This is a genomic window from Bradyrhizobium acaciae (genome assembly GCF_020889785.1).
Classification (GTDB): domain Bacteria; phylum Pseudomonadota; class Alphaproteobacteria; order Rhizobiales; family Xanthobacteraceae; genus Bradyrhizobium; species Bradyrhizobium acaciae.
Genome location: NZ_JACMYK010000103.1, coordinates 1 through 26,371, shown reverse-complemented (window position 1 = coordinate 26,371; position 26,371 = coordinate 1). Strand labels below are relative to the sequence as shown.

The 26,371-nt window shown below is 65.0% G+C and carries 30 protein-coding genes and 1 pseudogene; 22 read left to right on the top strand and 9 right to left on the bottom strand.

Going from position 1 to position 26,371, the window contains the following annotated elements:
• The coding region (locus tag H8A92_RS29220; protein WP_229198966.1) for an adenosylcobinamide-GDP ribazoletransferase at positions 1 to 551 on the top strand (551 nt) is incomplete at its 5' end.
• A gap of 152 nt (positions 552 to 703) precedes the next feature.
• Here H8A92_RS29220 and H8A92_RS29215 read toward each other — a convergent pair.
• Positions 704 to 1,555 carry an SH3 domain-containing protein gene (locus tag H8A92_RS29215; RefSeq protein ID WP_229198965.1) on the bottom strand — a complete coding sequence of 284 codons (852 nt, stop codon included), beginning with the start codon at positions 1,553 to 1,555 and terminating at the stop codon, positions 704 to 706.
• Positions 1,556 to 1,765: 210 nt separating this feature from the next.
• Here H8A92_RS29215 and H8A92_RS29210 point away from each other — a divergent pair, with 210 nt between their 5' ends.
• Positions 1,766 to 2,377 (top strand): histidine phosphatase family protein, encoded by a 612-nt coding sequence (locus tag H8A92_RS29210; protein WP_229198964.1) that lies wholly within the window; start codon positions 1,766 to 1,768, stop codon positions 2,375 to 2,377.
• Between the two features lie 139 nt (positions 2,378 to 2,516).
• Here H8A92_RS29210 and H8A92_RS29205 read toward each other — a convergent pair whose 3' ends face one another.
• Together H8A92_RS29205 and H8A92_RS29200 are read right to left on the bottom strand one after the other, a co-directional pair.
• Positions 2,517 to 3,302 (bottom strand): SDR family NAD(P)-dependent oxidoreductase, encoded by a 786-nt coding sequence (locus H8A92_RS29205; protein ID WP_229198963.1) that lies wholly within the window; start codon positions 3,300 to 3,302, stop codon positions 2,517 to 2,519.
• Between the two features lie 282 nt (positions 3,303 to 3,584).
• The gene (locus tag H8A92_RS29200; RefSeq protein WP_229198962.1) at positions 3,585 to 5,255 is read right to left on the bottom strand and encodes a methyl-accepting chemotaxis protein; all 1,671 of its coding nucleotides are present in this window, start codon (positions 5,253 to 5,255) and stop codon (positions 3,585 to 3,587) included.
• A 496-nt stretch (positions 5,256 to 5,751) separates the two neighbouring features.
• On the opposite strand from H8A92_RS29200, the gene H8A92_RS29195 reads away from it, so the two are divergent.
• From H8A92_RS29195 to H8A92_RS29155, 9 genes are all read left to right on the top strand, one after another.
• Positions 5,752 to 6,426 (top strand): glutathione S-transferase family protein, encoded by a 675-nt coding sequence (locus tag H8A92_RS29195; protein ID WP_229198961.1) that lies wholly within the window; start codon positions 5,752 to 5,754, stop codon positions 6,424 to 6,426.
• A 178-nt stretch (positions 6,427 to 6,604) separates the two neighbouring features.
• On the top strand, positions 6,605 to 6,976 hold the full coding sequence (locus tag H8A92_RS29190) for a nuclear transport factor 2 family protein (RefSeq protein WP_229198960.1): 372 nt from the start codon (positions 6,605 to 6,607) through the stop codon (positions 6,974 to 6,976).
• A 73-nt stretch (positions 6,977 to 7,049) separates the two neighbouring features.
• Positions 7,050 to 8,255 carry a serine hydrolase domain-containing protein gene (locus H8A92_RS29185; RefSeq protein WP_229198959.1) on the top strand — a complete coding sequence of 402 codons (1,206 nt, stop codon included), beginning with the start codon at positions 7,050 to 7,052 and terminating at the stop codon, positions 8,253 to 8,255.
• Positions 8,256 to 8,378: 123 nt separating this feature from the next.
• On the top strand, positions 8,379 to 8,795 hold the full coding sequence (locus tag H8A92_RS29180; RefSeq protein WP_229198958.1) for a YciI family protein: 417 nt from the start codon (positions 8,379 to 8,381) through the stop codon (positions 8,793 to 8,795).
• 146 nt (positions 8,796 to 8,941) lie between these two features.
• Positions 8,942 to 9,367 carry a YciI family protein gene (locus tag H8A92_RS29175; RefSeq protein WP_163157320.1) on the top strand — a complete coding sequence of 142 codons (426 nt, stop codon included), beginning with the start codon at positions 8,942 to 8,944 and terminating at the stop codon, positions 9,365 to 9,367.
• An 89-nt stretch (positions 9,368 to 9,456) separates the two neighbouring features.
• A complete protein-coding gene (locus tag H8A92_RS29170) occupies positions 9,457 to 9,822 on the top strand; it encodes a YciI family protein (protein ID WP_163157322.1) in 366 nt (121 codons plus the stop codon).
• A gap of 154 nt (positions 9,823 to 9,976) precedes the next feature.
• Positions 9,977 to 10,690, top strand: coding sequence for a TetR/AcrR family transcriptional regulator (locus tag H8A92_RS29165; protein WP_229198957.1), 714 nt, complete (start codon positions 9,977 to 9,979; stop codon positions 10,688 to 10,690).
• A 119-nt stretch (positions 10,691 to 10,809) separates the two neighbouring features.
• A complete protein-coding gene (locus tag H8A92_RS29160; protein WP_097676724.1) occupies positions 10,810 to 11,301 on the top strand; it encodes a DUF2852 domain-containing protein in 492 nt (163 codons plus the stop codon).
• 155 nt (positions 11,302 to 11,456) lie between these two features.
• Entirely contained in the window at positions 11,457 to 12,221 is a 765-nt protein-coding gene (locus tag H8A92_RS29155; protein WP_229198956.1) for a serine acetyltransferase domain-containing protein, read from the top strand.
• Between the two features lie 268 nt (positions 12,222 to 12,489).
• On the opposite strand, the gene H8A92_RS29150 is transcribed toward H8A92_RS29155, so the two are convergent.
• Both H8A92_RS29150 and H8A92_RS29145 read right to left on the bottom strand, forming a co-directional pair.
• Positions 12,490 to 13,563, bottom strand: a complete 1,074-nt coding sequence (locus tag H8A92_RS29150; RefSeq protein ID WP_229198955.1) for a tartrate dehydrogenase — start codon at positions 13,561 to 13,563, stop codon at positions 12,490 to 12,492.
• Positions 13,564 to 13,584: 21 nt separating this feature from the next.
• On the bottom strand, positions 13,585 to 14,898 hold the full coding sequence (locus H8A92_RS29145; protein ID WP_229198954.1) for an MFS transporter: 1,314 nt from the start codon (positions 14,896 to 14,898) through the stop codon (positions 13,585 to 13,587).
• Positions 14,899 to 15,162: 264 nt separating this feature from the next.
• Here H8A92_RS29145 and H8A92_RS29140 point away from each other — a divergent pair, with 264 nt between their 5' ends.
• From H8A92_RS29140 to H8A92_RS29090, 11 genes are all read left to right on the top strand, one after another.
• Positions 15,163 to 16,080, top strand: a complete 918-nt coding sequence (locus H8A92_RS29140; RefSeq protein WP_229198953.1) for a LysR family transcriptional regulator — start codon at positions 15,163 to 15,165, stop codon at positions 16,078 to 16,080.
• Between the two features lie 114 nt (positions 16,081 to 16,194).
• Entirely contained in the window at positions 16,195 to 16,503 is a 309-nt protein-coding gene (locus H8A92_RS29135) for a hypothetical protein (protein ID WP_229198952.1), read from the top strand.
• A 239-nt stretch (positions 16,504 to 16,742) separates the two neighbouring features.
• On the top strand, positions 16,743 to 16,937 hold the full coding sequence (locus tag H8A92_RS29130) for a hypothetical protein (RefSeq protein WP_229198951.1): 195 nt from the start codon (positions 16,743 to 16,745) through the stop codon (positions 16,935 to 16,937).
• A gap of 4 nt (positions 16,938 to 16,941) precedes the next feature.
• Positions 16,942 to 17,697: a metal ABC transporter ATP-binding protein gene (locus tag H8A92_RS29125; RefSeq protein WP_229198950.1), complete on the top strand. Its 756-nt coding sequence runs from the start codon at positions 16,942 to 16,944 to the stop codon at positions 17,695 to 17,697.
• Positions 17,698 to 17,702: 5 nt separating this feature from the next.
• Entirely contained in the window at positions 17,703 to 18,572 is an 870-nt protein-coding gene (locus tag H8A92_RS29120) for a metal ABC transporter permease (RefSeq protein WP_229198949.1), read from the top strand.
• Between the two features lie 5 nt (positions 18,573 to 18,577).
• Positions 18,578 to 19,450: a metal ABC transporter substrate-binding protein gene (locus H8A92_RS29115; RefSeq protein WP_229198948.1), complete on the top strand. Its 873-nt coding sequence runs from the start codon at positions 18,578 to 18,580 to the stop codon at positions 19,448 to 19,450.
• A gap of 108 nt (positions 19,451 to 19,558) precedes the next feature.
• Entirely contained in the window at positions 19,559 to 20,611 is a 1,053-nt protein-coding gene (locus H8A92_RS29110; protein WP_229198947.1) for a CobW family GTP-binding protein, read from the top strand.
• A complete protein-coding gene (locus tag H8A92_RS29105) occupies positions 20,611 to 21,630 on the top strand; it encodes a WD40 repeat domain-containing protein (protein ID WP_229198946.1) in 1,020 nt (339 codons plus the stop codon). The genes H8A92_RS29110 and H8A92_RS29105 overlap by 1 nt, the downstream gene beginning before the upstream one ends.
• Before the next feature lie 95 nt (positions 21,631 to 21,725).
• A complete protein-coding gene (locus tag H8A92_RS29100) occupies positions 21,726 to 22,442 on the top strand; it encodes an MgtC/SapB family protein (RefSeq protein WP_163157346.1) in 717 nt (238 codons plus the stop codon).
• Positions 22,443 to 22,625: 183 nt separating this feature from the next.
• A complete protein-coding gene (locus H8A92_RS29095) occupies positions 22,626 to 22,955 on the top strand; it encodes a hypothetical protein (protein ID WP_229198945.1) in 330 nt (109 codons plus the stop codon).
• A gap of 118 nt (positions 22,956 to 23,073) precedes the next feature.
• Complete coding sequence (locus H8A92_RS29090; RefSeq protein WP_229198944.1) at positions 23,074 to 23,814, top strand: acetoacetate decarboxylase; 741 nt, start codon at positions 23,074 to 23,076, stop codon at positions 23,812 to 23,814.
• Positions 23,815 to 23,923: 109 nt separating this feature from the next.
• Here H8A92_RS29090 and H8A92_RS29085 read toward each other — a convergent pair whose 3' ends face one another.
• The 4 genes and pseudogenes from H8A92_RS29085 to H8A92_RS29070 form a co-directional block, all read right to left on the bottom strand.
• Complete coding sequence (locus tag H8A92_RS29085; RefSeq protein WP_229198943.1) at positions 23,924 to 25,366, bottom strand: homospermidine synthase; 1,443 nt, start codon at positions 25,364 to 25,366, stop codon at positions 23,924 to 23,926.
• Between the two features lie 40 nt (positions 25,367 to 25,406).
• Entirely contained in the window at positions 25,407 to 25,796 is a 390-nt protein-coding gene (locus H8A92_RS29080) for a RidA family protein (protein WP_229187895.1), read from the bottom strand.
• Between the two features lie 105 nt (positions 25,797 to 25,901).
• The gene (locus H8A92_RS29075) at positions 25,902 to 26,069 is read right to left on the bottom strand and encodes a hypothetical protein (protein WP_229198942.1); all 168 of its coding nucleotides are present in this window, start codon (positions 26,067 to 26,069) and stop codon (positions 25,902 to 25,904) included.
• 10 nt (positions 26,070 to 26,079) lie between these two features.
• Positions 26,080 to 26,371: pseudogene (locus tag H8A92_RS29070) on the bottom strand (GNAT family N-acetyltransferase); the annotation flags it as partial.

Sequence of the window (26,371 nt, the reverse complement as noted above, 5' to 3'; positions counted from 1 at the left end):
CGCTTGCGCTTGGCGGCGGCGCGCTCCTGACCGGCGCGCTGCATGAGGATGGGCTCGCCGATGTCGCCGACGGGTTCGGCGGCGGCCGCGATCCTGCGGCCAAGCTCGAGATCATGCGCGACAGCCGGCTCGGCACTTATGGCGCGCTGGCGCTGGTAGTGAGCTTTGCCACCAAGCTGGCGGCGCTGGCCTCGCTTCCCAATGACATGGTGGTACAGGGCCTGATCGCGGCGCATGCGCTCGGCCGCGGCGTGCTGCCGTGGATTGCGATCAGTCTGCCCTACGCACGCAAGGATGGGCTCGCGGCCAATGCCGGCCGGCCTGACGGCACGATTGCGGTGGTCGCGGCCGGCATCGCGCTGGTGATCACAATCCTCGCTCTGCCCTTCAGCAGCGCGCTGCTGGCGGCGATCGCGGCGATCGCGAGCGCATTGGTCATGGCGCAACTCGCCAGGCGGCAGATCGGCGGCCAGACCGGCGACGTGCTTGGCGGCACAGAACAGGTCGCAGAGACCGCGATCCTGGTGCTGCTCGCGGCGCGGTTCGGTTAGAGCATTTCGAGCGAAGTGGATACCGGCTCGCGTGAAGATGACGCGATCCCATACAAGAGCCGGCGCGAAACTCAGCCATGGGCCAGAACCGGAAGCCGCGCCGATCGTGGCGTTGTTGCGGGACGCAACATCGATGAGCATTGCATCGACCGTCACCAATCGTCGTAGAGCCACTCCCTGGGCATTGGAGGCCGCGCTCTTGCATACGGGGGCTGAGACGTCCGCTCGGGCTTGCGCACGCTCGGAGTCGGCAGGGGCGTCGGAAGCGGCAACGGCTTCTGCTCGGAGACTTTCGCGAGCGCCCGTTTCATTTCGTCCTGGCTCGCCTTGAGTTCATCAATGGCTTTGGAGCTCGCGCGGGCCATCTGTTGCTGGTCCACCTTGAGCTGCTCGATACTTTGCTCCACATTTTGGAGGTTGCGGGCGATCGTTTGCAGCAGCTGGGTCTGCTCGGGAAGAGCCGTATTGGCCGTCGGCGCGGCGTCCTGCGGCGGTGCGGCCTGAACCTGGGGCATCGCTTGGGGCGGAGCGGCGTCTGCCGCTGCGGCCTGAACGGTGGGTGGAGCGGGCTGCGCCGCAAGCGGCGGATTGTCGGGCGGCAATGATGGAGTTGAAACGAGCTGAGGCACCCAACGGGCGACAACCTGTCTGGCTCGCCCACCATACGACGACTGCAAAGCCAGAGCAGCGACAACAATACATGCCAGCAACAGGCCGGCGAGAACTCGGAGCCTCGGCATTCGGCGCGGCGATCGCGAGCGAGGTGCGGAAGAGGTCGGGCCAGGTCCAGAAGCAGCAGGGGTGGGTCCGGCCGCAGGCGGGGCAGGTTGCGGCGGAGCTGGAGACGCGGCATCGCGCTCCATTCTTGCAAGCTGTTCGCTCAAACGCGTGAGCTCTTCATTGGCGCGCGTGATCTGCCTGTGGGTTTCGGCGAGTTTCTCGTCGGCGGGTGTGGTCTGGCCGTCGTTCGATTCGACCGGGTTCGGGGTGGGGGCGGAGTTCATTGACGCTTCCCTTTCCATCCAATGTCCTCCAAGCGTGCCGACTCGATTATCGGTTAGGGTCGATCAGCCCCCAGCACTCCCGTCAGTCTTGTCCAAAAAATGGCCGGATGATAGCGCCCTTGAGGTCTCGTGATAATGGAGGAGGGCCGGCTCGTGCCGTGCACGCTAACGCGTATCCGCCTTACCCGATAAATCAGGCGTCAACTGTCTATGAGTACACGCCCTGATCAGGAAGGAAGGGCTCCTGCAGCGACGGACCGCGAGACGCATCTCTGGCTGATCCGCCACGCGCCGGTCGACGGGCCGCGCGGTGTGATCCATGCGCCGGATGCGCCTGCGGACCTCAGCGGTGCCGTCGCATTCGCAGCCTTGCAGGCGAAGCTGCCGCGCGCGACTTATGCTGTTTGCAGTCCGGCGCGGCGCACCCGCGAGACCGCGGCGCGGCTCGGTCTCACCGCAACGGAGGATGACGCGTTTCGCGAGCAGGATTTCGGCGACTGGACCGGCCGTCGCCACGACGAGATCGAAGCCGAACTCGGCGCCGCGGCCTATCGCGCGTTCTGGAATGCGCCGGGCACCAACAAGCCGCCGGGCGGCGAAAGCTTTGCCGACCAGATCGCGCGCGCACGGACCGGGCTTGCGCGCCTGCCGGCCGGCGACGTCGTGCTGGTCGTGCACTCCGGTACCATCCGCGCGGTGCTTGCCATCGCACTCGAGCTTGCGCCGGACCTTGCGCTGCGCTTCGTCATCGATCCGCTGTCGCTGACGCGGATCGATCGGCTGCCGAATGCCTGGCGCGTTGTCGCGGTGAATGGGCGCTAGATTTTCTCACCGCAATTTGCCCGTCATCCTGAGGTGCGAGCAGAGCAAGCCTCGAAGGATGCACGGCCACCAGCCTGGCCGTTCATCCTTCGAGACGCGCGCAAGAGCACGCTCCTCAGCATGACGGTGGTAGAATGAACTACCATTTCCGCCGTTGGCCGCGCAATGTCGGCAGGCCGATGCCGGCGGCGTCGAAGCCGCCGTCGACGGCGAGGATCTGTCCGGTGATGTAGCTGGCGCGATCCGAGCACAGGAAGAAGATCGCTTCCGCCAGCTCCTCCTCCAGCCCGTAGCGGTTGAGCGGGATGGCGTCGTGATAGTCGGCACGGATCTCCGGCGTGTGGACAGCCTTGGCCATCGCGGTCTCGACCGGACCGGGCGCCACGCCGTTGACGCGGATGCCGAGCGAGGCGAGCTCGACCGCGAGCTGCTTGGTGAGATGCGCAAGGCCGGCCTTGCTGGTGCCGTAGGCCGAGCGCAGCGTCGAGGCGCGCACCGCCGAGATCGAGGTGATGTTGACGATCGAGCCGCCATGCTCGCGCATCAGAGGCGCGGCCGCCTTGGTGCACAGGAACGGGCCGGTGAGGTTGACCGCCATGATCCGGCTCCAGTCGGCGTCGGAGGTTTCCAGCACCGGCGCGAACACCGCCGTGCCGGCGTTGTTGACCAACGCGTCGAGCCGGCCGAAGCGGCTCGTGATCGCCGCCACCGCCTTAGCCACGCCGGCGGCGTCCGATACGTCGCAGGTCAGCGCCAGCGTGTCGTCGGGCTGCCTCAATGCTGCGACCGCGGCGTGCAGCAACTCACCTTCGATGTCGAGCAGTGCGACGCGCCAGCCGTCAGCGAGAAAGCGTTTCGCGGCGGCAAGCCCGATGCCGCGCGCGGCGCCGGTCACGAGTGCGACTTTTTGTGCAGAGGGAGTCATCGGGCGGTCCATCGGTTCGGGCAGGAAGCCCCGACCGTCTGCGACCTTTACTCCGACGTGTCAACCTCAGAGGCGCTTATCTTGCCTCGCCGTCATTGCGAGGAGCGATAGCGACGAAGCGATCCATCTCTCCCCGTGCGGCGAGGTGGATTGCTTCGCTTCGTTCGCAATGAGGCGGGAGCGACAGCTACGTCACGCTGATCAACCGGAGAGGAAGGCGCGTCTCGAAGGATGCACGGCCCCCAGCCCGGGCCGTTCATCCTTCGAGGATCGCACCGCTGCCTACGCTGCGAGTTCGGCGGAGGCGCGCTGCATATTGGTCGACATGTCCTGCGTCACGATGCTCTGCTCCTCGACCGCAGCGGCGGTGGAGGTGATGTACTCGTTGACGCCGGCGATCGCGGCCTTGATCTCGGACAGCGACGTGACGACCTCGGTGGCAATCGAGTTCAACGCATCGATCTCCGAGGAGATCGTGTCGGTCGCCTGCTTGGCCTGGTTGGCGAGGCTCTTCACCTCGGAGGCCACCACCGCGAAGCCGCGGCCGGCTTCGCCCGCGCGTGCCGATTCGATCGTGGCGTTGAGCGCGAGCAGATTGATCTGCCCGGTGATGCTCGAGATCATCTCGACGATGCCGCTCATCGCCTGCGCTGCGGCGTTGAGCTTCTGCGCCTGGCCGTCGGCGGCCTCGACGCGACCGGTGGCGACCGCGGCGTTCTGCTTCGACTTGGTCATGGTCTCCGAGATCTCGCGGATCGAGGCGCTCATCTCCTCGCTGCCGGCGGCGACCGCCTCGATCAGGCCGCGCGCGCTGTCGGCCTTCTTACGGCCGATCGCCTGCGCGGTGATGTCGGTGGCGTATTTCACCACCTTGTAAGGCTTGGCGTTGAGATCGAGGATCGGGTTGTAGGAGGCCTGGATCCAGATCTCGCGGCCGCCCTTGGCGATGCGCTTGTATTCGGCGGCCTGGAATTCGCCGCGGTTCAGCGCCCCCCAGAACTCACGGTAGCCCGTCGAGCTCGCCTCGACCGGTTCGACGAACATGCTGTGATGCTTGCCCTGGATTTCGGCCAGCGAATAGCCCATCGCGGCGAGGAAGTTCGGATTCGCGGTGCGGATCGTGCCGTCCATGTTGAACTCGATCACGGCTTGCGACTTGCCGATCGCGTCGATCTGGCCGTCATTGTCGGCGGCCTTCAGCTTCTGCTGCGTGACGTCGGTCGCGAACTTGACGACCTTGAACGGCTTGCCGCGGTCGTCGAGGATCGGGTTGTAGCTGGCGAGGATCCAGATCTCCTTGCCGCCCTTGGCGAGCCGCTTGAACTCGCCGGTCGCGAACTCGCCGCGGTTCAGCCGGGCCCAGAAATCGCGATAGGCCGGGCTATCGCGGTCGGCCGGCGGCATGAACATGCTGTGATGCTTGCCCTGGATCTCGGCGAGGGAGTAGCCCATCGCCCCGAGGAAGTTCTCGTTGGCGTTGACGATGGTGCCGTCCATGTTGAACTCGATCACCGCCTGCGCCCGGCCGATCGCGTCGACCTTGCCGGAGTCTTCCATGCTGTGGATCTTCTGCGCGGTGATGTCGGTGGCGAATTTGACGACGCCGACCGGCTTGCCGTTCTTGTCCATGATCGGGTTGTAGGAGGCCTGGATCCAGATCTCGCGACCGCCCTTGGCAACGCGCCGGTACTGCGCGGCCTGGAATTCGCCGCGGTTCAGGTTCGCCCAGAACGCGCGATACTCGTGGCTGTCGCGCGTGGCGGCGTCGACGAACATGCTGTGGTGCTTGCCCCTGATCTCGTCGAGCGAGTAGCCCATTGCGTTCAGGAAATTCTCGTTGGCGTCGACGATGGTGCCGTCGAGCTTGAACTCGATCACTGCCTGCGACTTGCCGATCGCTGCGGCTTGCGCCAGCGCGTTCTCGATCTTGGCCTTGTTGCTGAAACTGAACATCAGGGCTCCGTGAAGTTTCGAAAATGAAACGGGATGGGGAAAAGCGGATCACTGCAACTCACGGAAAGGTTGCAGCGAGCCGTTTAGCATCGGTAAAGCCTGTGGTCCGTGTGAGCCTGGCACGAACTGCATAAGGCGTTGATGCACGCATGCATCTATCTCAACTTGCGGAGCATTTTTTCGGTATGCACGTTATCATCCATAGTCGGAATGCGATGTTCACCGTAATCTTACGGGTGAAAAATCGACGGCAACCTGACCCGATGCGCAGCGTCGCAGCGCGTGCACTTTACCAGCGCTGATAGGCCTATTACGAAGCCTGATATTGTTGATCGCTTCACGGATCAATCCAGCGCTCTGATTCGCGTGCACGACGCGTGCGCGTTGCGCCGATGTTTCCTCCTCGCACCCGGTGCCAGAAAAAAATCGCAGCCGAGATGTCGGCAAGGCGGTCGCCGGTTCGTCCTGCGGGTACTGGTTCCATGATGGAGTTCTGATGTCGCTGACCCTGCATTACCACCCGCTGTCCTCGTTCTGCTGGAAGGCGCTGGTCGCACTTTACGAGAACGGCGCAACATTCACGCCGAACATGGTCAATCTCGGCGATCCCGCCGAGCGGGCGGCGCTGCTCGCGCTGTCGCCCATCGGCCGCTTTCCCTTGCTCCGCGACGAGACGCGCGGCGAGACGGTGCCTGAATCGAGCATCGTCATCGAGTATCTCGACCGGCACTATCCCGGCATCGTCAGGCTGATCCCGGACGATCCGGAGCTCGCGCTGCAGACCCGGCTGCGCGACCGCTTCGTTGATCTCTACGTCCATCTGCCGACCCAGAAGATCGTCGGCGACCGGCTGCGGCCTGCGGATCGCAGGGATCCGCATGGCGTCGCCGTGGCGCGGGCGGAGCTCCGCAGCTCCTATGCGATCCTGGATCAGCAATTGCTGATCCGGGATCGGCAACTCGCGCGCGGCGGCTGGATGATGGGCGAGCAATTCTCGCTGGCCGATTGTGCAGCCGCGCCGGCGCTGTTCTACGGCAACAAGGTCGAGCCGATCGGAGAGGGCCACCGGCATCTGGCTGCCTATCTCGAGCGGCTGAAGGTGCGCCCGTCCTTTGCGCGCGTCCTGAAGGAAGCCGAGCCCTATTTCGGCATGTTCCCCCAGGAAAGCTGAACCTCGAAAGGCTGAACCAGGAAAGCTGGACCGAGATGGAACCTGATCACCGGTTCGGTTCCGAAAAATAAATCGCGGTGCGCTGTCGCTTTCGCGCCGTCCCATTCGTCATCTCCCTGAAGCCCGGGTTCTGGAGCACTTCGCGCTCCGGTGCCCGGGCGAATGACGTGGAGACGACATGGCTGCAGCTGGCAACAGGGCGGAGATCATCCGCTCGCTCTTCGCCGCCTATCTCGCCAATGACCGCGCGGGCGTGGAAGCGGCGTTCGCGGAGGATTTCCGCTTCTCGACGCCCTATGGCGAGAACATCGACAAGCCGCGCTATTTCGCCGAGTGCTGGCGCGACCCTGGCTGGATCGGCCGTCACGAGATCGAGCGCATCATGGTCGACGGCGCCGAGGCCTTCGTCACCTATCGCTGCGTCGCCCGCGACGGCAGGAGCTTTCGCAACACCGAGTTCTTCGTGTTCGACGGCGACAAGGTGTCGCGGATCGACGTCTATTTCGGTCCGTCGCATCAGGACGGCGAACTGGTCCGGCAGGAGCGATAACAGCCGTGATGATGTCGCTCGCTCGATCATCGTCTTCGGCGAGCTTCGAATTTTGACGAAGGAAGGCTGGCAAATGCCCATAGCAAGTGACAATGGCGGCCTGTCGCAGGCGCGGCTCGGACGCATGCATGACGTGCTGGCGCGCCACATCGAAGATGGCGACGTGCCTGGCCTCGTGGCGCTCGTCAGCCGTCGCGGCGAGATTCATGCCGATGTGATCGGACGCATGGCGGTGGATGGCCCGCCGATGCAGCGCGATACCATCTTCCGGATCGCCTCGATGACCAAGCCGGTGACGGCGGTCGCCGCGATGATCCTGGTCGAGGAATGCCGGCTCAGGCTCGACGATCCCCTCGATCGCTGGCTGCCGGAGCTCGCCGATCGCAAGGTGCTGCGCAGCATCGACGCCGAGGTCAACGACACGGTGCCGGCGAGGCGCGCGATCACGTTGCGTGATCTTCTGACCTTTCGCTTCGGGCTCGGCATGATCCCCGCTTATCCGGCGCGCTATCCGATCCAGATGGCGCTGGCGGATGCGGGCTTCGCGCCCGGGCCGGTGTTTCCGTCGTTTCCGCCGGACGAATTGCTGCGTCGCTACGGCACGCTGCCGCTGGCCTATCAACCCGGTGAGCGCTGGCTCTACAACACCGGGAGCCTGATCCTCGGTGTCTTGATCGCGCGCGTCACCGGAATCTCGTTCGGCGGCTTCCTGCAGGAACGCGTGTTCGAGCCGCTCGGAATGAAGGATACGGCGTTCCATGTGCCGCAACACAAGTTGTCGCGGTTTGCGACGGCCTATGCCCGCGATCCTGCGAGCGGCGCGTTGAAGGTGTTCGACGCGCCCGCGACCGGCAAATACGCTGCGCCGCCGGCGTTCGAGAACGGCGGGGCCGGGCTGGTATCGACCGCGGATGATTTCAACGCCTTCGCGCAGATGATGCTCAATGGCGGGCGGCTCGGCACCGAGCGCATCCTGTCGCGTCCCTCGGTGGAGCTGATGACCTCGAACCAGATCACGCCGGAACAAAGACTCGGCTCCGAGTTTTTGCTCGGCACGCGGGGCTGGGGTTTCGGGCTGTCGATCGTGACCGCGCGCGACGATCTCTGTGATGTGCCGGGCCGCTACGGCTGGGACGGCGGCTATGGCACCTCCTGGTATTCCGACCCGCGCGAAGCGATGACCGGAATCCTGCTGACCCAGCGCATGATGGATTCGCCGCAACCCCCGCCGGTGTTCTCCGATTTCTGGACGCTCGCCTATCAGGCGATCGATGACTAGCGCTGGGCCTGCGTCAATGACGTCGAAGATAATTTCAATGGTCGTGTCGGGAGCGCAAACTCTCCGTCGTCTTTCAACCGAGCGCCGGTGCTGTGATCGGCCGAGAGACAACGGAGCAGGACGATGAAGTTCATGGTGATCGTGAAGGCGAACAGCGATACCGAGGCCGGTGTGATGCCGGGCACCGAGCTGCTCGCGGCGATGGGCAAGTTCAACGAGGAGATGGTCAAGGCCGGCGTGATGCAGGCCGGCGAGGGGTTGCATCCGACCAGCAAGGGCGCCCGCATCAAATATGGCGGCGGGCAGGGCACGGTATCGCACGGACCGTTCGGCCTGAGCAGCGATCTCGTCGCGGGCTTCTGGCTGATCGAGACCAAATCGCTCGATGAAGCGATCGACTGGATGAAGCGCGCGCCGTTCGGCGGCGGCTCCGAGATCGAAATCCGTCAGGTGTTTACGCCGGACGATTTCGGCGCGGCGCTGACGCCGGAGCTGCGCGAGCGGGGAGAGCGCCTGCGCGCGCAGGCAGGCAAGAAATGACACCCGACGTCATTCCGCGATATCGCCGAGGCGATGCGCCCGGAATACATAACCGCCATCGCAAGTCATGGATTCCGGGCCTGACACGTCCGCGAATGACGAGGGTGAAGATTGCGAGTGCGTCAACAGATAGGGAAATCCGACCAATGCGTTTCATGATGCTGATGATTCCGCTCGGCTACGAGTCCGCGCCGGCCAAGCTCGAGCTCGACCCCGAGCGGGTCGCTGCGATGATGCGATACAATCAGGCGCTCAAGGACGCCGGCGTGCTGATCACGCTGGAAGGCCTGCATCCGCCGGCTGCAGGCGCGCGCGTCAAGTTCGACACCGGCGAGCCCGTCGTGATCGACGGCCCGTTCACCGAGGCCAAGGAGGTGATCGGCGGCTTCTGGATGATCGAGGTCGCCTCGCGCGCCGAGGCGATCGCATGGGCCAAGAAGTGCCCCGCCACCGCGAACGAAATGATCGAGATCCGCCAGGTGCAGGAGATGAGCGATTTCTCCGAGGAGGTGCAACAGGCGGCCGCCACCTTCGAGCATCCGCAGGGCGGCTGGGGCAAGGCGCTGCGCTGATGTTTTGAACGACAGGCGATGCTGCCGCATGGCGGCATCGCGCCACCAACCGATCGTCGAACCACCAACCACCACAACGGAGAAGCATGATGAGCAGCAACACCTTCCTCGCCGTCTATCTCGGCGGCGGTAAAACCGGCGCGCGGATGGAAGCCTGGAACGCGATGCCCGAGGCTGAACGGCGCGCCAAGGAGCAGCAGGGCATGGCGGCGTGGGGCGCCTGGGTCGAGAAGCATCACGACGTGATCGTCGAGATGGGCGGACCGCTCGGCAAGACCAAGAAGGTCGGCGCCGGCGGCACGGCGGACATCACCAATCTGATCACCGGCTTCACGGTGGTGCGCGCGCCCTCGCATGAGGCGGCGGCCAAGCTGTTCGAGAATCACCCGCACTTTGCGATCTTCCCGGGCGAAGCCGTGGAGATCATGCCGGTGCTGCCGATCCCGGGCCGCTAGTGCCCGGGCCGCTAGTGCCCGGGCCGCTAGTGCCGGTGCGATAGCTCCCCGGGACTTCGGGCCCGCACGCAGCGGGAGCGATCCGTTAATCTTGATTGACGCGTCATCGCCCCGCTAGTGACCTTTACCGCCGGCTCATGTAAAAGCCGTTCACATGAGCTGGCGCAAGGACCAAGGCCGCGCCGAGCGCGGCTATCATCACGGCAATCTCAAAGAGGCGTTGCTGCAGGCAGCGCTCGACCTGATCTCGAAGAAGGGGCCGGCCGGCTTCACGTTCGCCGATGCCGCGCGGATGGCCGGCGTCAGCCCCGCCGCACCGTACCGGCACTTCCGCGACCGCGACGAATTGATCGCCAGCATCGCGCAGCGCGGCTTCGAGCAGTTCGAGTCGCTGCTGACGCAGGCTTGGGACGACGGCCGGCCGGACACCGTCACGGCGTTCGAGCGGGTCGGCAAGGCCTATCTCGCCTTCGCGCGCGAGGAGCCCGCGTTCTATTCCGCGATGTTCGAATCCGGCCTGCCGGTCGATTCCAATCCGACCTTGATGGCTGCCAGCGAGCGCGCCTTTGCCATCATCCGCGCCGCAGCCGAGCGGCTCGCGGCGCTGGCGCCGCCCGGCATGCCGCGCCCGCCGGCGATGATGATGGCGCTGCACATCTGGTCGATGTCGCACGGCGTCGCCTCGCTGTTCGGCCGCGGTGACGCCGCGCGGCGCAAGCTGCCGATGTCGCCGGAGGATCTGCTCGAGGCCGAAGTGCTGATCTATCTGCGCGGGCTCGGCTTCCCCACGGAGCGCAGGCCGGGCGCCGCGCCAACCGACGAAAAGCCATCGGGCGACAGATCCGGTCCCTGGGGCAAAGCGAAATAATATTCCAAAAATAATCCCAGGGGTGCGTCATCCGCGCTGCTTGACTTTCCCAAGGGATGGGCTACCTATGTAAATGTTATTTACATTCACAACGGCGTGATGCCGTGATGGAGAAGGAAATGGCCTACACCGCTGATGTCAATCGCTGGCGCGGCCCCGTCGAAGAGCCCTACCGTCCGCACTTCTACGCGACGCCCTGGCATCCCCTGAAGATCGCCGGGATCATCCTCGGCTTCATGATCTGGTGGCCGATCGGCCTCGCCCTTCTCTTTTTCACACTCGGGAGCAGAAAAATGGCCTGTTGGAGTCACTACGATCAGGATCGCTGGGCGAACAAGATGGAGCGCATGCAGGACAAGATGGAGCGGATGAAGAGCCGGATGGAGCGCCGCGGCTTCCCGTTCGGCGGCTTCGGCCCGCCCTCCAGCGGGAACCGCGCCTTCGACGAGTATCGCCAGGATACGCTGCGTCGTCTCGAGGAGGAACAGGTCGAGTTCAAGAACTTCCTCGATCGCCTGCGCCACGCCAAGGACAAGGAAGAGTTCGACGCCTTCATGGCCCAGCACAAGACGCGTCCGACCCCGCCGAACGATCAGCCGCCGCAGAGCTGATCACGCGATGCAAGCACTGAGCCTTCAGGCGATGTGCCCCCATAGAACCTGATGGCCCTGAGCCGCCCGTTTGCGACAAGCAAGCGGGCGGTTTGCATTTTGGAACGGTGATGCCCACTGTATCGTCGGCAAGTCCGCACGACGGGGCGAAGTTGATGGCAGGGTCTGTGACAGCGCTTTCTGACGATCTCTGGCTTGCGATCCGGCGCGAGGCGGAAGCGGCCATTGTCGCGGATCCATTTGTCGAGGCGTCGGCTGCCTTCATCCTCGACCAAGGCGATTTCGGCGGCGCGCTCGCCTTCCTGATCGGCCGGGCTATCTGCCGCACTGATGCCGATCGCGCGCAGTTCGTGCGCACCGCCCGCGAAGCGTTCGCGGCCGAGCCCGCGCTGGTCGATGCCGCGGCGATTGATCTCAGCGCCATCGTGCGCCGTGATCCGGCAATATCAGGCCTGCTGGCGCCGCTCCTCAACTTCAAGGGCTACGTCGCGCTGCAAGCCTGGCGGGTCTCGAACTGGCTGTGGCGCCAAGATCGCCCCGATCTTGCGATGCTGATGCAAAGTGCTACGGCGGATCAGTTGCAGATCAGCATTCACCCGTCGGCCCAAATCGGAACGGCGGTTTTCCTCGATCACGGCACCGGCATCATCATCGGCGCGCTGGCCTCCGTTGGCGACGAGGTCACGATCCTGCAGAACGTCACCATCGCGCGGCATCAGAATGATCCGCGCCACGCGCCGAGGATCGGTCATGGCGTGCTGCTCAGCGCGGGCGCGACGGTGATCGGCAAGCTCTCGATCGGCGACTTCGCCAAGGTCGGCGCCGGCGCGCTTGTCACGTCGGATGTGCCGGCCGGCTGCACCGCTGTCGGCGTGCCGGCGCGGCTGACCAATTGCGCGGAAGCGGGGGCGCGGCCGTAGGGTGAGCACCCTGGCGGCTGTGAGGTGAGCACCGCGCTCCGGCTCCCTCTCCCCTTGCGGGAGAGGGTGGGGAGAGGGGTGGCCCCGAGACAGATGTGAGACATCGCTTCGATTGTATCAACGGACGCCGAAACAGCCGGGGGACAGGTCCGCTTTCTCAATCGGCAGCGGAGCAAGCGGTACCCCTCTCCCCAACCCTCCCCCGCAAGGGGGGAGGGAGCCCGAACCGCGTGCTCACATCACTGAATGATACGAAGTCCACAGCCCCTCACACATTCGATCCATGGATCGCGTCGATCACCGCATCGGTCACTTCCTTCGTCGTCGCCTTGCCGCCGACGTCGGGCGTCAGCACGCCGGCCGCGCATACCTTCTCGACTGCGGCCATCAGGCGCGTGGCGGCATCCTTCTCGCCGAGATGCTCCAGCATCTGAGCGCCGGTCCAGAACGTCGCCACCGGGTTGGCGATGCCCTTGCCGGTGATGTCGAAGGCCGAGCCATGGATCGGCTCGAACATCGAGGGGAAGCGGCGCTGCGGGTCGATGTTGCCGGTCGGCGCCACGCCGAGGCTGCCGGCCAGCGCACCGGCGAGATCCGACAGAATGTCGGCGTGCAGATTGGTGGCGACGATGGTGTCGAGGCTCTTCGGATTGAGCGTCATCCGCACCGTCATGGCGTCGACCAGCATCTTGTCCCAGGTCACGTCGGGAAATTCCGTCGCCACTTCGGCGGCGATCTCGTCCCACATCACCATGCCGTGGCGCTGAGCGTTCGACTTGGTCACCACGGTGAGGAATTTGCGCGGCCGCGACTGCGCGAGCTGGAACGCGTAGCGCATGATCCGCGTCACGCCGACCCGGGTGAATACCGCGACTTCGGTGCCGACTTCCTCCGGCAGGCCCTTGTGCGCGCGGCCGCCCATGCCGGCATATTCGCCCTCGGAATTCTCGCGCACGATCACCCAGTCGAGATCGCCGACGCCGACATTGCGCAACGGTGAGGCGACGCCGGGAAGGATTTTTGTCGGCCGCACATTGGCGTATTGGTCAAAGCCCTGGCAGATCGGCAGGCGAAGGCCCCACAGCGTGATGTGATCGGGCACGTCAGGCGCGCCGACCGCGCCGAAATAGATCGCGTCGAACCTCTTCAATTCGGCGAGCCCGTCGGCCGGCATCATCACGCCGTGCTTCTTGTAATAGTCCGAGCCCCAGTCGAAGGTCTTGACGTTGAAGCTGATGTCGCCGCTGCGTTTCGCGAGCGCCTCCAGCACGCGGACACCGGCGGAGATCACTTCGGGGCCGATGCCGTCGGCGGGAATGGCGGCGATGGAATGGGTACGCATGGGTTCTCTCCGGATGAGTTGTTAGCGGGATTGCATGGGATTGGGTTGTGAGCCGGCCGGCGCCGCAGCGCTCTGCGCGCGTGACAGCAGCAGCGTGAGCACGGCCGACAGCACCAGCAGGCCGGCGACAAAATAAAGACCGCCGTCGAAACTGCCGGTGCGTTCCTTGATCCAGCCGATCATCGCGGGCCCGACGAAGCCGCCGAGATTGCCGATCGAGTTGATGGTCGCGATCCCGGCCGCGGCGGCCGAGCCGGACAGGAACATGGTCGGCATGCTCCACAGCGGCGGCTTCGAGGAGGAGATGCCGATATTGACCAATGTCAGCGCCGCGATCACGGCGGCAAGCCCGGTCCACAATCCGGCAAGCGCGAGCCCCGCCGCCGCGATCAGGCAGGCCAGCACCACGTGCCAGGTACGCTCGCCGGTGCGGTCGGAATGCCGCGCCCACAACACCATCGCGACCACCGCGATGGTCGCCGGCACCGCGTTGAGGAAGCCGACCTGGATCGACGACAGGCCGAACGCCTTGATGATCTGCGGCGCCCACACCCCGAGCGTATAAAGCCCGGCCGAGGTACCGAAATAGACCAGCGACAGCGCCAGCACGCGCGGGTCGGCGAGGCCGCGCCAGATGCTGTGGCTCGCGGTGGCGGCTTTGCCGTCGGTCTCGGCCTTCATGGTCTTGACCAGCCAGGCGCGCTCGTCATCAGCGAGCCATCTGGCCTGTTCCGGCCGGTCGGTCAGGAAGCCCAGCACGACGAAGCCGAGCAGCACGGCGGGCACGGCCTCCAGCACGAACAACCATTGCCAGCCCTTGAAGCCGAGCAGGCCGTCCATCTCCAGCAGCGCGCCGGAGACCGGCGAGCCGAGCACGGTCGACAGCGGCGCTGCGGCCATGAACAGCGCGGTGACGGCGGCGCGCTGCCGCGACGGGAACCAGTAGGAGAGGTAAAGGATGATGCCCGGGAAGAAGCCGGCCTCTGCGGCGCCGAGCAGGAAGCGCAGCACGTAGAAGCTGGTCGCACCCTGCACCAGCGCCATCGCCGCCGAGACCAGGCCCCAGGTGATCATCACCCGCGCGATCCAGATCCGCGCGCCGATCTTGTGCAGGATGATGTTGGAGGGCACCTCGAACAGGAAGTAGCCCCAGAAGAAGATACCGGCGCCGAAGCCGTAGACGGTCGGCGACAGGCCGATGTCCTTGTTCATGGTCAGCGACGCGAAGCCGATATTGACGCGGTCGATGAAGGCCACGAAGTACAGCAGCATGATGAACGGCACGATGCGCAGGGTGATCTTGCGCAATACGCGGCTGCCAAGCTGGCTTTCCATGGGCTTCCTCAGGGTTCGTCTTGTTTGTTGGGACGGCGCATGTCGCCGCGCCATCGGGAAGCCTAGAGGGGCGTGCCCTTCCGGTTCAATCCGTGCCGGTTTATACAAAAAAACGATATAATCGGACCCGGTTCTCACAGGCCGTCATGCCCGGGCTTGTCCCGGGCATCCACGTCTTGGCCGCGCATAAGAAAGACGTGGATGGCCGGGACAAGCCCGGCCATGACGAAGACGGAGCCATCGGCCGGAAGGAGACCCCACGTCTTGGAACTGCACCAGCTTCGCTGCTTCGTGGCGGCTGCCGAGGAACTGCATTTCGGCCGCGCCGCGCAGCGCCTGCAGATGATGCCGTCGGCGCTCGGCCGCCACATCAAGCTGCTGGAGGAGGATCTCGGGGTGCGGCTGTTCGCGCGCACCACGCGGGCAGTGTCCCTGACCGAAGACGGCGCCGTGCTGCTGCGCGAGGGACGGGCACTGCTCGGCCGGGCCGAAGCAATCGAGAACGGTTTTCGCAGGCGGTTGCGCAAGCCCCAGGCGCGGCGCTTCCGGATCGGCGCGATCGACAGTGCTGCGGCCGGCCTGTTGCCGCCGCTGCTGCGCGATCTCCGCGCCGCCCATCCGGATGTTGCCGTGCAACTGCTCGAGGAGAAGACCATCCGGCTGCTGCCGAAGCTGCTGTCCGGCGCGCTCGACCTCGCCTTCGTGCGCCCGCCGGAGCGGCCCGACCGCCGCATCGAGTTCGTCGCGCTGCTGCAGGAGACCGCCGTGGTGGCGCTCTCGCACAAGCATGCGCTGGCGCGGCGCAAGCAGATCGTGCTGCCCGATATCGCCGATCAGCCCTTGATCGTGCCGGAGCGCCGCTCGCGGCCGCACAGCCATGATCTCACGACAAAGTTGTTCGACGAGGCCGGGCTGACGCCGCGCATCCAGGAGATCGCAGACGAGAAGCAGACCATCGTCAACATGGTCGCGGCACGGCTCGGCGTTGCCATCGTGCCGCGCTGGACCGCGCGGATGGCGATCCCGGGCGTCCGCTTTGTGCCGCTGCGCCTGAAGCGCGGCAGTGCTGCCGGCCGCCTGCCACTCGCTGCAGCCTGGCTGAAAGGCTCCCGCGATCCGGTCCGCGACCAGGTGATTGCCGTGCTGGAAGCGAGGTTGAAGGCTTATGCGCGGGAGGCGTGATGATACAAAGCGAGTGTCATATTTGCCTGCTAGCGATTTTGTCGCGGCTGCAAGTGCGCTTCCCGCGCCGGAAGCCGCCCGACGCTTCGCCGGCATTCTTTGACCGGAGGGACCATGCTACGCATCGTCACGTGTCTGACGCTTTTGATTTCCCTTCATGCTGCCGCGGCACAAGACAGGACGCCGGGCGCTTCATCGCAGCCCTATTTTGGGGGCTCCATAACGCCGCCGACCGATCTGCCGTCCGGGATCGGCAGTTATTGCATCTACGACAACCTCATCTACTCGATTGGTTCGCCGATGTGCGTTGGCAAGACGAGCTACGTATGTGCTCCCGCGACGAACGAAGCGGAACTCAGTCAGCGGGCGTATTGGTCGGCAAGACCGGCGGACCCAAAACTGACCGCGCCGGTGTGCCAGTAGACTGCGAGAACTGTCCTGATCGTCGTCCTGGCGAAAGCCAGGACCCATTACCCCTGACGTCAGTCGTTGCGCGACGCTGGGGCGACGATCCCGTCACAATCAATTGCGGTGGTCATGGGTCCTGGCTTTCGCCAGGACGACGTGGGACGGGCCGAGGGCAAATCTCTCCCGGTTTTGCGGATCGGCCATGAGTTCCCGGTTTGTAGACTCCCGTTATGTTATAATATAACAGTCTCCCTATGGCGCATACGCACACCCAAGACGACCACCATCACGGCCACGCCCATCCCCATGGGCACAGCCACGCCCCGCACGCACATCCGGCCCAGGCCGCGCCCTGGTCGATCCTGCGGATGCCGGTGCCGGCCCGGCTGTCGGCGGCGCTCGCGGTCTCGGCCTGCCTGTGGGCCGTCATCTGGCTGGCGATGAGGTAAGCCGATGGGCGCGCTTGTCACCTTCCGCGACGTCACCCTCGGCTACGACCGCCACCCGGCGGTGCATCATCTCAACGGCGCGGTCGAGGCCGGCGCGCTGCTGGCCGTGATCGGTCCGAACGGCGCCGGCAAGTCGACCCTGCTGCGCGGCATCGCCGGCGTGCTCAAGCCGCTGTCGGGCGTGATCGATCTCGACGGGCTCGATCACCGCGACATTGCCTATCTGCCGCAATCCGCCGACATCGACCGAACCTTCCCGATCTCGGTGTTCGATTTCGTCGGCACCGGGCTGTGGCGCTCGACCGGCTTCTTCGGCGGCATCGGCAAGGCCGCGCGCGACAAGATTTTGGCGGCGCTCGCCGCCGTCGGCCTCAACGGCTTCGAGAACCGGCCGATCGGCACGCTGTCCGGCGGCCAGATGCAGCGCATGCTGTTCGCGCGCGTGCTGTTGCAGGACGCCCGCCTGATCGTGCTCGACGAGCCGTTCAACGCCATCGACGCCAAGACCACCGCCGACTTGCTGGCACTGGTGAAGCGCTGGAACGGCGAGGGACGCACGGTGCTGGCGGCGCTGCACGACCTCGACATGGTGCGCAACAATTTCCCGGAAACGCTGCTGCTGGCGCGCGGCCCGGTGGAATGGGGGCCGACCGCAGAGGCGTTGACCCCGGAGAATCTGACGGTCGCGATGCGGATGTGCGAAGCGTTCGATGATTCAGCCGGCGCCTGCGCCGTCGATCCGCGCTCGAGGGCTGCCTGACGTCCATGCTCATTGACGCGCTGATCACGCCCTTCACCGAATTCGAGTTCATGCGCCGCGCGCTGGCGGCCGTGATCGCACTGTCGCTCGGCGGCGCGCCGATCGGCGTATTCCTGATGCTGCGGCGGATGAGCCTGGTCGGCGACGCCATGGCGCATGCGATCCTGCCGGGCGCCGCGATCGGTTTCCTGATCTCGGGCCTCAATCTGTTCGCGATGACCACCGGCGGTCTGATCGCGGGCTTTGCGGTGGCGCTGCTCGCGGGCCTAGTCGCCCGCACCACCGAATTGAAGGAGGACGCTTCGCTGGCGACCTTCTACCTGGTCTCGCTCGCACTCGGCGTCACCATCGTGTCCATCAAGGGTACCAATATCGACCTGCTGCACGTGCTGTTCGGCAACATCCTCGCGATGGACGACCAGACCCTGCTGGTGATCGCGTTCAACGCCACCATCACGCTGCTGGTGCTCGCGGTGATCTATCGGCCGCTGGTGATCGAATGTGTCGATCCGGTGTTCCTGCGCACCGTGAGCCGGGCCGGCGCGCCGGCGCATCTTGCCTTCCTCGCGCTGGTGGTGGTCAATCTCGTCAACGGCTTCCACGCGCTCGGCACGCTGCTCGGCGTCGGGCTGATGATCCTGCCCGCCGGCATTGCGCGGTTCTGGTCGCGCGACATCACCACCATGATCTGCATCGCGGTGGCGAGCGCCATGCTGTCGGGCTATGCCGGGCTGTTGCTGTCGTACCAGACCCGGATCCCCTCCGGCCCTGCGATCATCCTGGTTGCGGCCGGGCTCTATATTGTGTCGCTCTTGTTCGGCAATGTCAGCGGCCTGGTGCGGCAACTGTTTCCCGGCCGCCATCTCGAGGCATGATGACGATGGGGCGGTTGTTCGGTTTGATTGGTCTGGTGTTGATGCTGGCGAGCGGACCGGCGTGCGCCGCCGAGCGCATCAACGTCGTTGTGAGCTTCTCGATCCTTGCCGACATGGTGCGCAATGTCGGCGGCAGCAGCGTCGACGTGACGGCGCTGGTCGGGCCCGACAGCGATGCGCATGTCTATGCGCCGACGCCGGCGGATGCCAGGAAGGTCGCCGACGCCAGGCTGCTTGTCATCAACGGCCTCGGCTTCGAGGGCTGGATGCCGCGGCTGCTGCAGGCCTCCGGCAGCAAGGCGCGGGTTACCGTGGCAACCGAGGGGATCATGCCGCGGAAGATGGGCGGCCATGACGATCCGCATGCCTGGCAATCCGTGGCCAATGCGAAGATCTATGTCGTCAATATTCGCGACGGGCTGATCGCGGTGGCGCCCGATCAGGCAGCCGTCTTCAAGGCGAATGCCGACGCCTATCTGGCCAAGCTCGAGGCGCTCGACCGCGAGGTGCACGAGGCGGTGGGACGCGTACCGGAGGCGCGGCGCAAGGTGATTTCGACCCACGGCGCCTTCGGCTATTTCGCCGATGCCTACGGGGTCACGTTCTTCTCGCCGCTCTCGGTCTCCACCGATTCCGAGCCCAGCGCGCGCGATATCGCGGCCATCATCGCTCAGATCAAGCTTGCGAAAATTCCGGCGGTTTTTCTCGAAAATATCAGCGATCCCCGCCTGATCCAGCGGATCGCGGCCGAGACCGGCGCCCGGGTCGGCGGGACCCTCTATTCGGACAGTCTGACGGCCGAAAAGGGCGATGCACCCACTTACATTGATATGGTCAGGCACAATATAAAGGCCCTGACCAGCGCGCTCGCCAACTAGGGCAGGGGCCTCCTTGCCGGGTCGAGCGCCGCCTCGCATGATCCGGAAAAGTGGGGTCCGGTTTTCCGATAAGATCATGCTCAAACAAAGAGTTCCTTCGGAGTTGTTATGGCTGAAGCTTCGCAAAAAATTCCAGTGACCGTGCTGACGGGCTATCTCGGCGCCGGCAAGACCACCTTGCTCAACCGCATCCTGTCGGAAAACCACGGCAAGAAATACGCCGTCATCGTCAACGAATTCGGCGAGATCGGCATCGACAACGACCTCATCATCGGCGCCGATGAGGAAGTGTTCGAGATGAACAATGGCTGCGTCTGCTGCACGGTGCGCGGCGACCTCGTCCGCATCATGGACGGACTGATGAAGCGCAAGGGCAAGTTCGACGCCATCATCGTCGAGACCACCGGCCTTGCCGATCCGGCGCCGGTCGCGCAGACCTTCTTCGTCGACGAGGACGTGCAGAAGAACGCCCGGCTCGATGCAGTCGTGACCGTCGCCGATGCCAAATGGCTGAGCGACCGCCTCAAGGACGCGCCGGAGGCCAAGAACCAGATCGCGTTCGCCGACGTCATCGTGCTGAACAAGACCGACCTGGTGTCCAAGCCCGAGCTCGCCGAGGTCGAGGCCCGCATCCGCGGCATCAATCCGTACGCAAAACTGCATCGCACTGAGCGCTGCCAGGTTGGGTTGACCGACGTGCTGGAGCGTGGCGCATTCGACCTCGACCGTATTCTCGAAATCGAGCCCGATTTCCTCGAGGCCGGCGACGATCACGATCATGACCACGATCATCATCACCATGACCATGACCACCACCATCACCATGATCACGGCCATGGCGGCCTGAAGCACTATCACGACGAAGACATGCAATCGCTGTCGTTGCGCTCGGAGAAGCCGCTCGACCCGACCAAATTCATGCCCTGGCTGCAGAACCTCGTCGCCACCGAGGGCCAGAAGATCCTGCGCTCGAAGGGCATCCTCGCCTTCACCGGCGATGACGACCGCTACGTCTTCCAGGGCGTCCACATGATGCTGGAGGGCGACCATCAGCGGAAATGGAAGGACGGCGAGAAGCGCGAGAGCCGCGTCGTGTTCATCGGTCGCGAACTGCCTGAGCAGGCGATCCGCGACGGCTTCGAGCAGTGCATCACCACGTGATGAAAGAGTTCGATCCGGGCGAGGCCCCTTCTTCCATCGTTTCGATCACCGATCGCGTCAAGCGGCTTCCGCTTGGCGCGGCTGTGGGCTCGGTGCATTTCCTCGGCGACCGCGCGTTCTTCGTCGGCGCCGAGGAGAGTGTCGCGATCGCGACCGCCGACGGCGAGATCACGCGCAAGGAAACGCATTTCGGCGCCATCCTCTGCGCGGCCTCCGACGGCAAGCGCCTCGTCACCGGTGGTGACGACGGCAAGCTGATCGCGATCGACGCCAAGGGCGAGACCTCCACCATCGCGACCGACGCCAAGCGGCGCTGGATCGACAATGTCGCGCTGCATGGCGACGGCACCGTGGCGTGGTCGGCGGCCAAGACCGCTTTCGTGCGCAATCCCAAGGGCGAGGAGAAAACCTTCGAGGTGCCATCGACCGTCGGTGGGCTGGCGTTCGCGCCGAAAGGCCTGCGTCTGGCGATAGCGCATTACAACGGCGTGACCTTGTGGTTTCCCAACATGGCCGCCAAGCCGGAATTCCTGGAATGGGCCGGCTCGCATCTCGCGGTCTCTTTCAGCCCGGACAACAAGTTTCTGGTCACCGCGATGCACGAGGCCGCGATGCATGGCTGGCGGCTCGCCGACAACAGGCACATGCGGATGAGCGGCTATCCCGGACGCGTGCGCTCGATGTCATGGAGCGTCGGCGGCAAGGGGCTCGCGACCTCGGGCGCCGATACCGTGATCGTCTGGCCGTTCACCAGTAAGGACGGGCCGATGGGCAAGGAGCCGGCGATGCTGGCGCCGATGCCGGCGCGGGTCGCTGTGGTCGCCTGCCATCCGAAGAACGACATCATGGCGGTCGGCTATGCCGACGGCACCGTGCTGATGGTCCGGCTCGAGGACGGCGCCGAGATCCTGGTGCGGCGGAATGCCGGTACGGCGGTGTCCGCGTTGGGGTGGAATGCCAAGGGGACGCTGCTCGCCTTCGGCACGGAAGATGGTGACGCGGGCATCGTGGAAATGTAAGAGATCGCTGCACAGGCAGCGTTTTCGAGCGAAGTGGGTACCGGTTCGCGTGAAGAAAGCGCGTCAAAAGAACACCCACGCGCCGGGGCAGCGCCATGCGATTTCTCACGACATTCCAGCTCGCCGACTTCCTCGACACGCTGGTCAGCCTGACGTCAGCCTTCGTGCTCGGCACCCTGATCGGCGCCGAGCGGCAGTACCGGCAGCGCACCGCGGGCCTGCGCACCAACGTGCTGGTCGCGGTCGGGGCGGCCGCCTTCGTCGACCTCGCGATGCATCTGGCCGGCGCCGATGGCGCGGTCCGGGTGATCGCCTACGTGGTGTCAGGGATCGGCTTCCTCGGCGCCGGCGTCATCATGAAGCAGGGCATGGACGTGCGCGGCCTCAACACTGCGGCGACGCTGTGGGCTTCGGCGGCGGTCGGCTCCTGCGCTGGCGCGGATCTGGTGGCGCAGGCGGCGGCGTTGACCGTGTTCGTGATCGCCGGCAACACGCTGCTGCGTCCGCTGGTCAACGCTATCAACCGCATCCCGCTGAACGAGAAGGCGTTGGAGGCGACCTACTACTTCAAGCTCGCGGTGACCCCCGAGGCATTGCCCGACATGCGCGACCGCCTGGTCGAGAAACTCGAGGCCGCCAACTATCCGGTCGCTGATGTCAACGTGGTTGAGGCCGGTGACGACTTCCTCGAAATCGTCGCGGAGCTGGTCTCGACCGCGGTCGAACCCAACGAGCTGAATGCCGTGATCGTCGACCTGCAGCATCAGCCCGGCGTGCGGCACGCGACATGGGAAATCAGCACCACGGATTAGGACGTTTTCGAGCGAAGCGGATACCGGTGCGCGTGACGAAAACGCGTTAACAACAAAATCCAAAGCCCCGTTCCGATTCAATCGGAACGAAAAAGGCTCTGTCGCGAGGTTCCCGCTGGCCGCGCCCAGGAACCTTGCCGTGGCAGGATCGTTGACTTCGCTGACACTACGCGGGTGAACGAGATGGCTGCGGATCGGACCAGATTGCGGATGGACATCCTGATCGCCTCGACATTGGTCGCGGCGGGCGTCGCGATCGCGGTGCTGTCGCTGCATGCCATCAACGCGGCCCCGCAGGAGATGGCGCAGGCGACCCAGCCGCTGCAGACGACTCCGACGCCGGAGCCGCAGAAGACGACGGCACCTGCCGAATCGAAGCCGGGCGGCGAGCGGCCGACCACGCCTGCCCCGCAACCTGCTCGTCCCGACGACGAAGCGCAGAAGGCCGGCGCCAAGCCGGTGCTGCCGCCAGCGCCCGCCGAGAAGACCGCGCCGCCGATCGAAAAGAAATAAGCGCTCCGTCAGTGCATTGTGACGCGCATTTGACTGACGCTGCCGATTATACGGTCTCGCCTCCGTCATCCCCGCCCGCCATAATCCGTCGTCTTGCCAACGACAGATGGGGCTATCCATGAAGATCGAGGACGTCCGGCGCACCGCCTATTCGATGCCGCTCACCAACCCGTCGTTTCCGCCGGGGCCGTACCGGTTCTTCGACCGCGAATATTTCATCATCACCTACAAGACCGACCCCGAAGCCCTCGCGGCCGTGGTGCCGGAGCCGCTCGAGGTCGTCGAGCCCGTGGTGAAGTATGAATTCATCCGCATGCCGGACTCGACCGGCTTCGGCGACTACACCGAGACCGGGCAGGTGATCCCGGTCCGCTTCAAGGGCGAGGTAGGGGCCTACACCCACGCCATGTATCTCGACGACGAGGCCCCGATCGCCGGCGGCCGCGAGCTGTGGGGATTTCCGAAGAAGCTGGCGCGGCCGAAGATCGCGGTCGAGAGCGACGTGCTGGTCGGCTCGCTGCATTACGGCTCGGTGCTCTGCGCTTCCGCCACCATGGGCTACAAGTACCGCAAGGTCGAGCACGAGACGGTCCTGAACGCGATGAAGGCGCCGAACTTCATCCTGAAGATCATCCCGCATGTCGACGGCAGCCCACGGATCTGCGAGCTGGTGCGTTTTCAGCTCGACGACATCGTGCTGAAGGAAGCCTGGACCGGCCCTGCCGCGCTCGGCCTGTTCCCGCACGCGCTGTGCGACGTCGCCCGCCTGCCGGTGCGCGAAGTGGTCTCGGCACTGCACTACAAGGCGGATCTGACGCTCGGCCTCGGCTCGGTCGCGTTCGACTACATGGCGAGGTGAGCGGCGGTCATTCCGGCCTAGCCCTTCGGGCCAGCCCGGAATGACGAGAGCCGGCCACCGCCGGCTACTGTGCATGGGGTTGTTTTCGAGATTTTGCCTGGAAGGCCTCTCAGCGCACCAGGATATTCTTGAACTGCCAGGGATCGCTGGTGTCGATGTCTTCCGGGAACAGACCCGGACGATCCGTCAGCGGGGTCCAGTCGGTGTAGAAACCCTTCACCGGGCCGAGATACGGCAGCTGGATCTCCAGCAGGCGATCGAAGTCCATCTCGTCGGCTTCGACGATGCCCTCGTTCGGGTTCTCCAGTGCCCACACCATGCCGCCGAGCACGGCGGAGGTCACCTGCAGGCCGGTCGCGTTCTGATAGGGCGCGAGCCTGCGGGTCTCTTCGATCGAGAGCTGCGAGCCGTACCAGTAGGCATTGTTGTCGTGACCGAATAGCAGCACGCCGAGTTCGTCGATGCCGTCGACGATCTCGTTCTCGTCGAGGATGTGGTGCTTCTCCTGCATCCTGGCGGCACGGCCGAACATTTCATGCAGCGACAGCACGGCATCGTCGGCCGGATGATAGGCATAGTGGCAAGTCGGCCGATAGACCGCCTTGCCCGAAGCGTCATGCACCGTGAAGTAATCGGCGATCGAGATCGATTCGTTGTGGGTGACGAGGAAGCCGTACTGCGCGCCGCGGGTCGGGCACCAGGTGCGCACGCGCGTGTTGGCGCCGGGCTGCATCAGATAGATGGCAGCGCCGCAGCCGGCCTCGTGGGTATGCGCATTCTCGGGCATCCATTTTTCATGGGTACCCCAGCCGAGTTCGGACGGCTGCACGCCTTCCGAGAGGAAACCTTCCACCGACCAGGTGTTGACGAAGACTTCGGGCTCTTTCGGTGACTTGGCGCGCTGGGTGTCGCGTTCGGCGATGTGGATGCCCTTGATGCCGGCCTGCCGCATCAAGTCCGCCCATTCGGCCTTGGTCTTCGGCTTGGGGGCATTGAGCTTCAGATCGGCGGCGACATTGAGCAGCGCCTGCTTGACGAAGAAGGAGACCATGCCGGGATTGGCGCCGCAGCAGGAGACGGCCGTCGTCGAGCCAGCCGGACGCGCCTTCTTGGCGGCCAGCGTGACTTCGCGCAGGGCGTAGTTGGAGCGCGCTTCCGGGCCCTTCGACGAATCGAAATAGAAGCCGAGCCAGGGCTCGTTCACGGTGTCGATATAGAGCGCGCCGACTTCGTTGCAGAGCTCCATGATGTCGGTCGAGCCGGTATCGACCGAGAGATTGACGCAGAAGCCCTGGCCGCCGCCTTCGGTGAGCAGCGGCGTCAGCAACTCGCGATAATTGTCCTTGGTCACGGCCTTCTGGATGAACTTGACGTTCTGCTTCTCGCAATGCGCCTTGCGGCCCTCGTCCTTGGGATCGATCACGGTGATGCGCGACTTGTCGTAATCGAGATGCCGCTCGATCATCGGCAACGTGCCTTTGCCGATCGAACCGAAGCCGATCATGACAATGGGGCCGGTGATTTTCGCGTAGATCTGCGAGGAGGGGCTCATCATTTTCTCCAGGAGAGCGCCGAGCGGCGGGTAGGGTGGATCAGGGGTTGCGTCGCTTTGCGGTGACTTCGATCTCGACCTTCATCTCGGGCTTCAGGAGCCCGGCCACGATCAGCAAGGTCGCCGCAGGGCGGATGTCGCCGAGGACTTCGCCGCAGACTGCGAAATGGGCGTCCGCGTCGTTGACGTCGGTGAGGTAGTAGGTCGCGCGGACGATGTCGGCCATCGTGAAGCCGCCCTCCTTGAGGGCAGCCTCGATGGTCTTGAAGCAGTTCCGTGACTGGCTCGTGACATCATCAGGCATGGTCATCGTGGTGTAGTCGTAGCCGGTGGTTCCGGCGACGAAGGCGAAATCGCCGTCGATCACGGCACGGCTGTAGCCTGCGGTCTTCTCGAAGGGTGAGCCGGTGGAAATCAGGCGGCGGGGCATGTTGGACCTCGACGGAAAAAGGCGTTGCGCGGGGTTTACGGGCATTTTTGCCGCCCGCGCAACCCCTCGCATTCCGATCTGGGATTCTGGGCTGACGGCCGGCGGTTAGTGGGACTGCTGCGTGGCGTCCGGCGGCGACGGCGGCGAGCCGGTCCAGCGCCGGATCAGGATGTCCCTGACGATCATGACCGAGATCAGGATCAGCATGACCGTGGTGACGAGGCCGCGCCAGCGCGGGCGCGCGCCGTCGATTGCGGGAAGGTGCTCTGCCATGGCGCCCGCCTTACGCCGCGTGCGGCACGGCGAGCGGTGCCTTCCGGGTCCGGGACCTTGTCCGGGTTGCCTTGCTCTCGGGCAACGCCGCACCGGTCGGCGTAACCATGCCCCAGGCGCCGTCCAGCGCCCCCTCGATCAGCTCAAGCCCGAGCAGCCGGTCGCGCTCGAATGCGCCGGGCAGCGACAATTCGCCGGTCTTCGCGGCCGCGAAGCCGAAGCGGGCGTAGTAGGGCGCATCGCCAAGCAGGATCACGGCGCCATGGCCGCGGGCCTTGGCCACAGCCAGCGCGCGCCGCAGG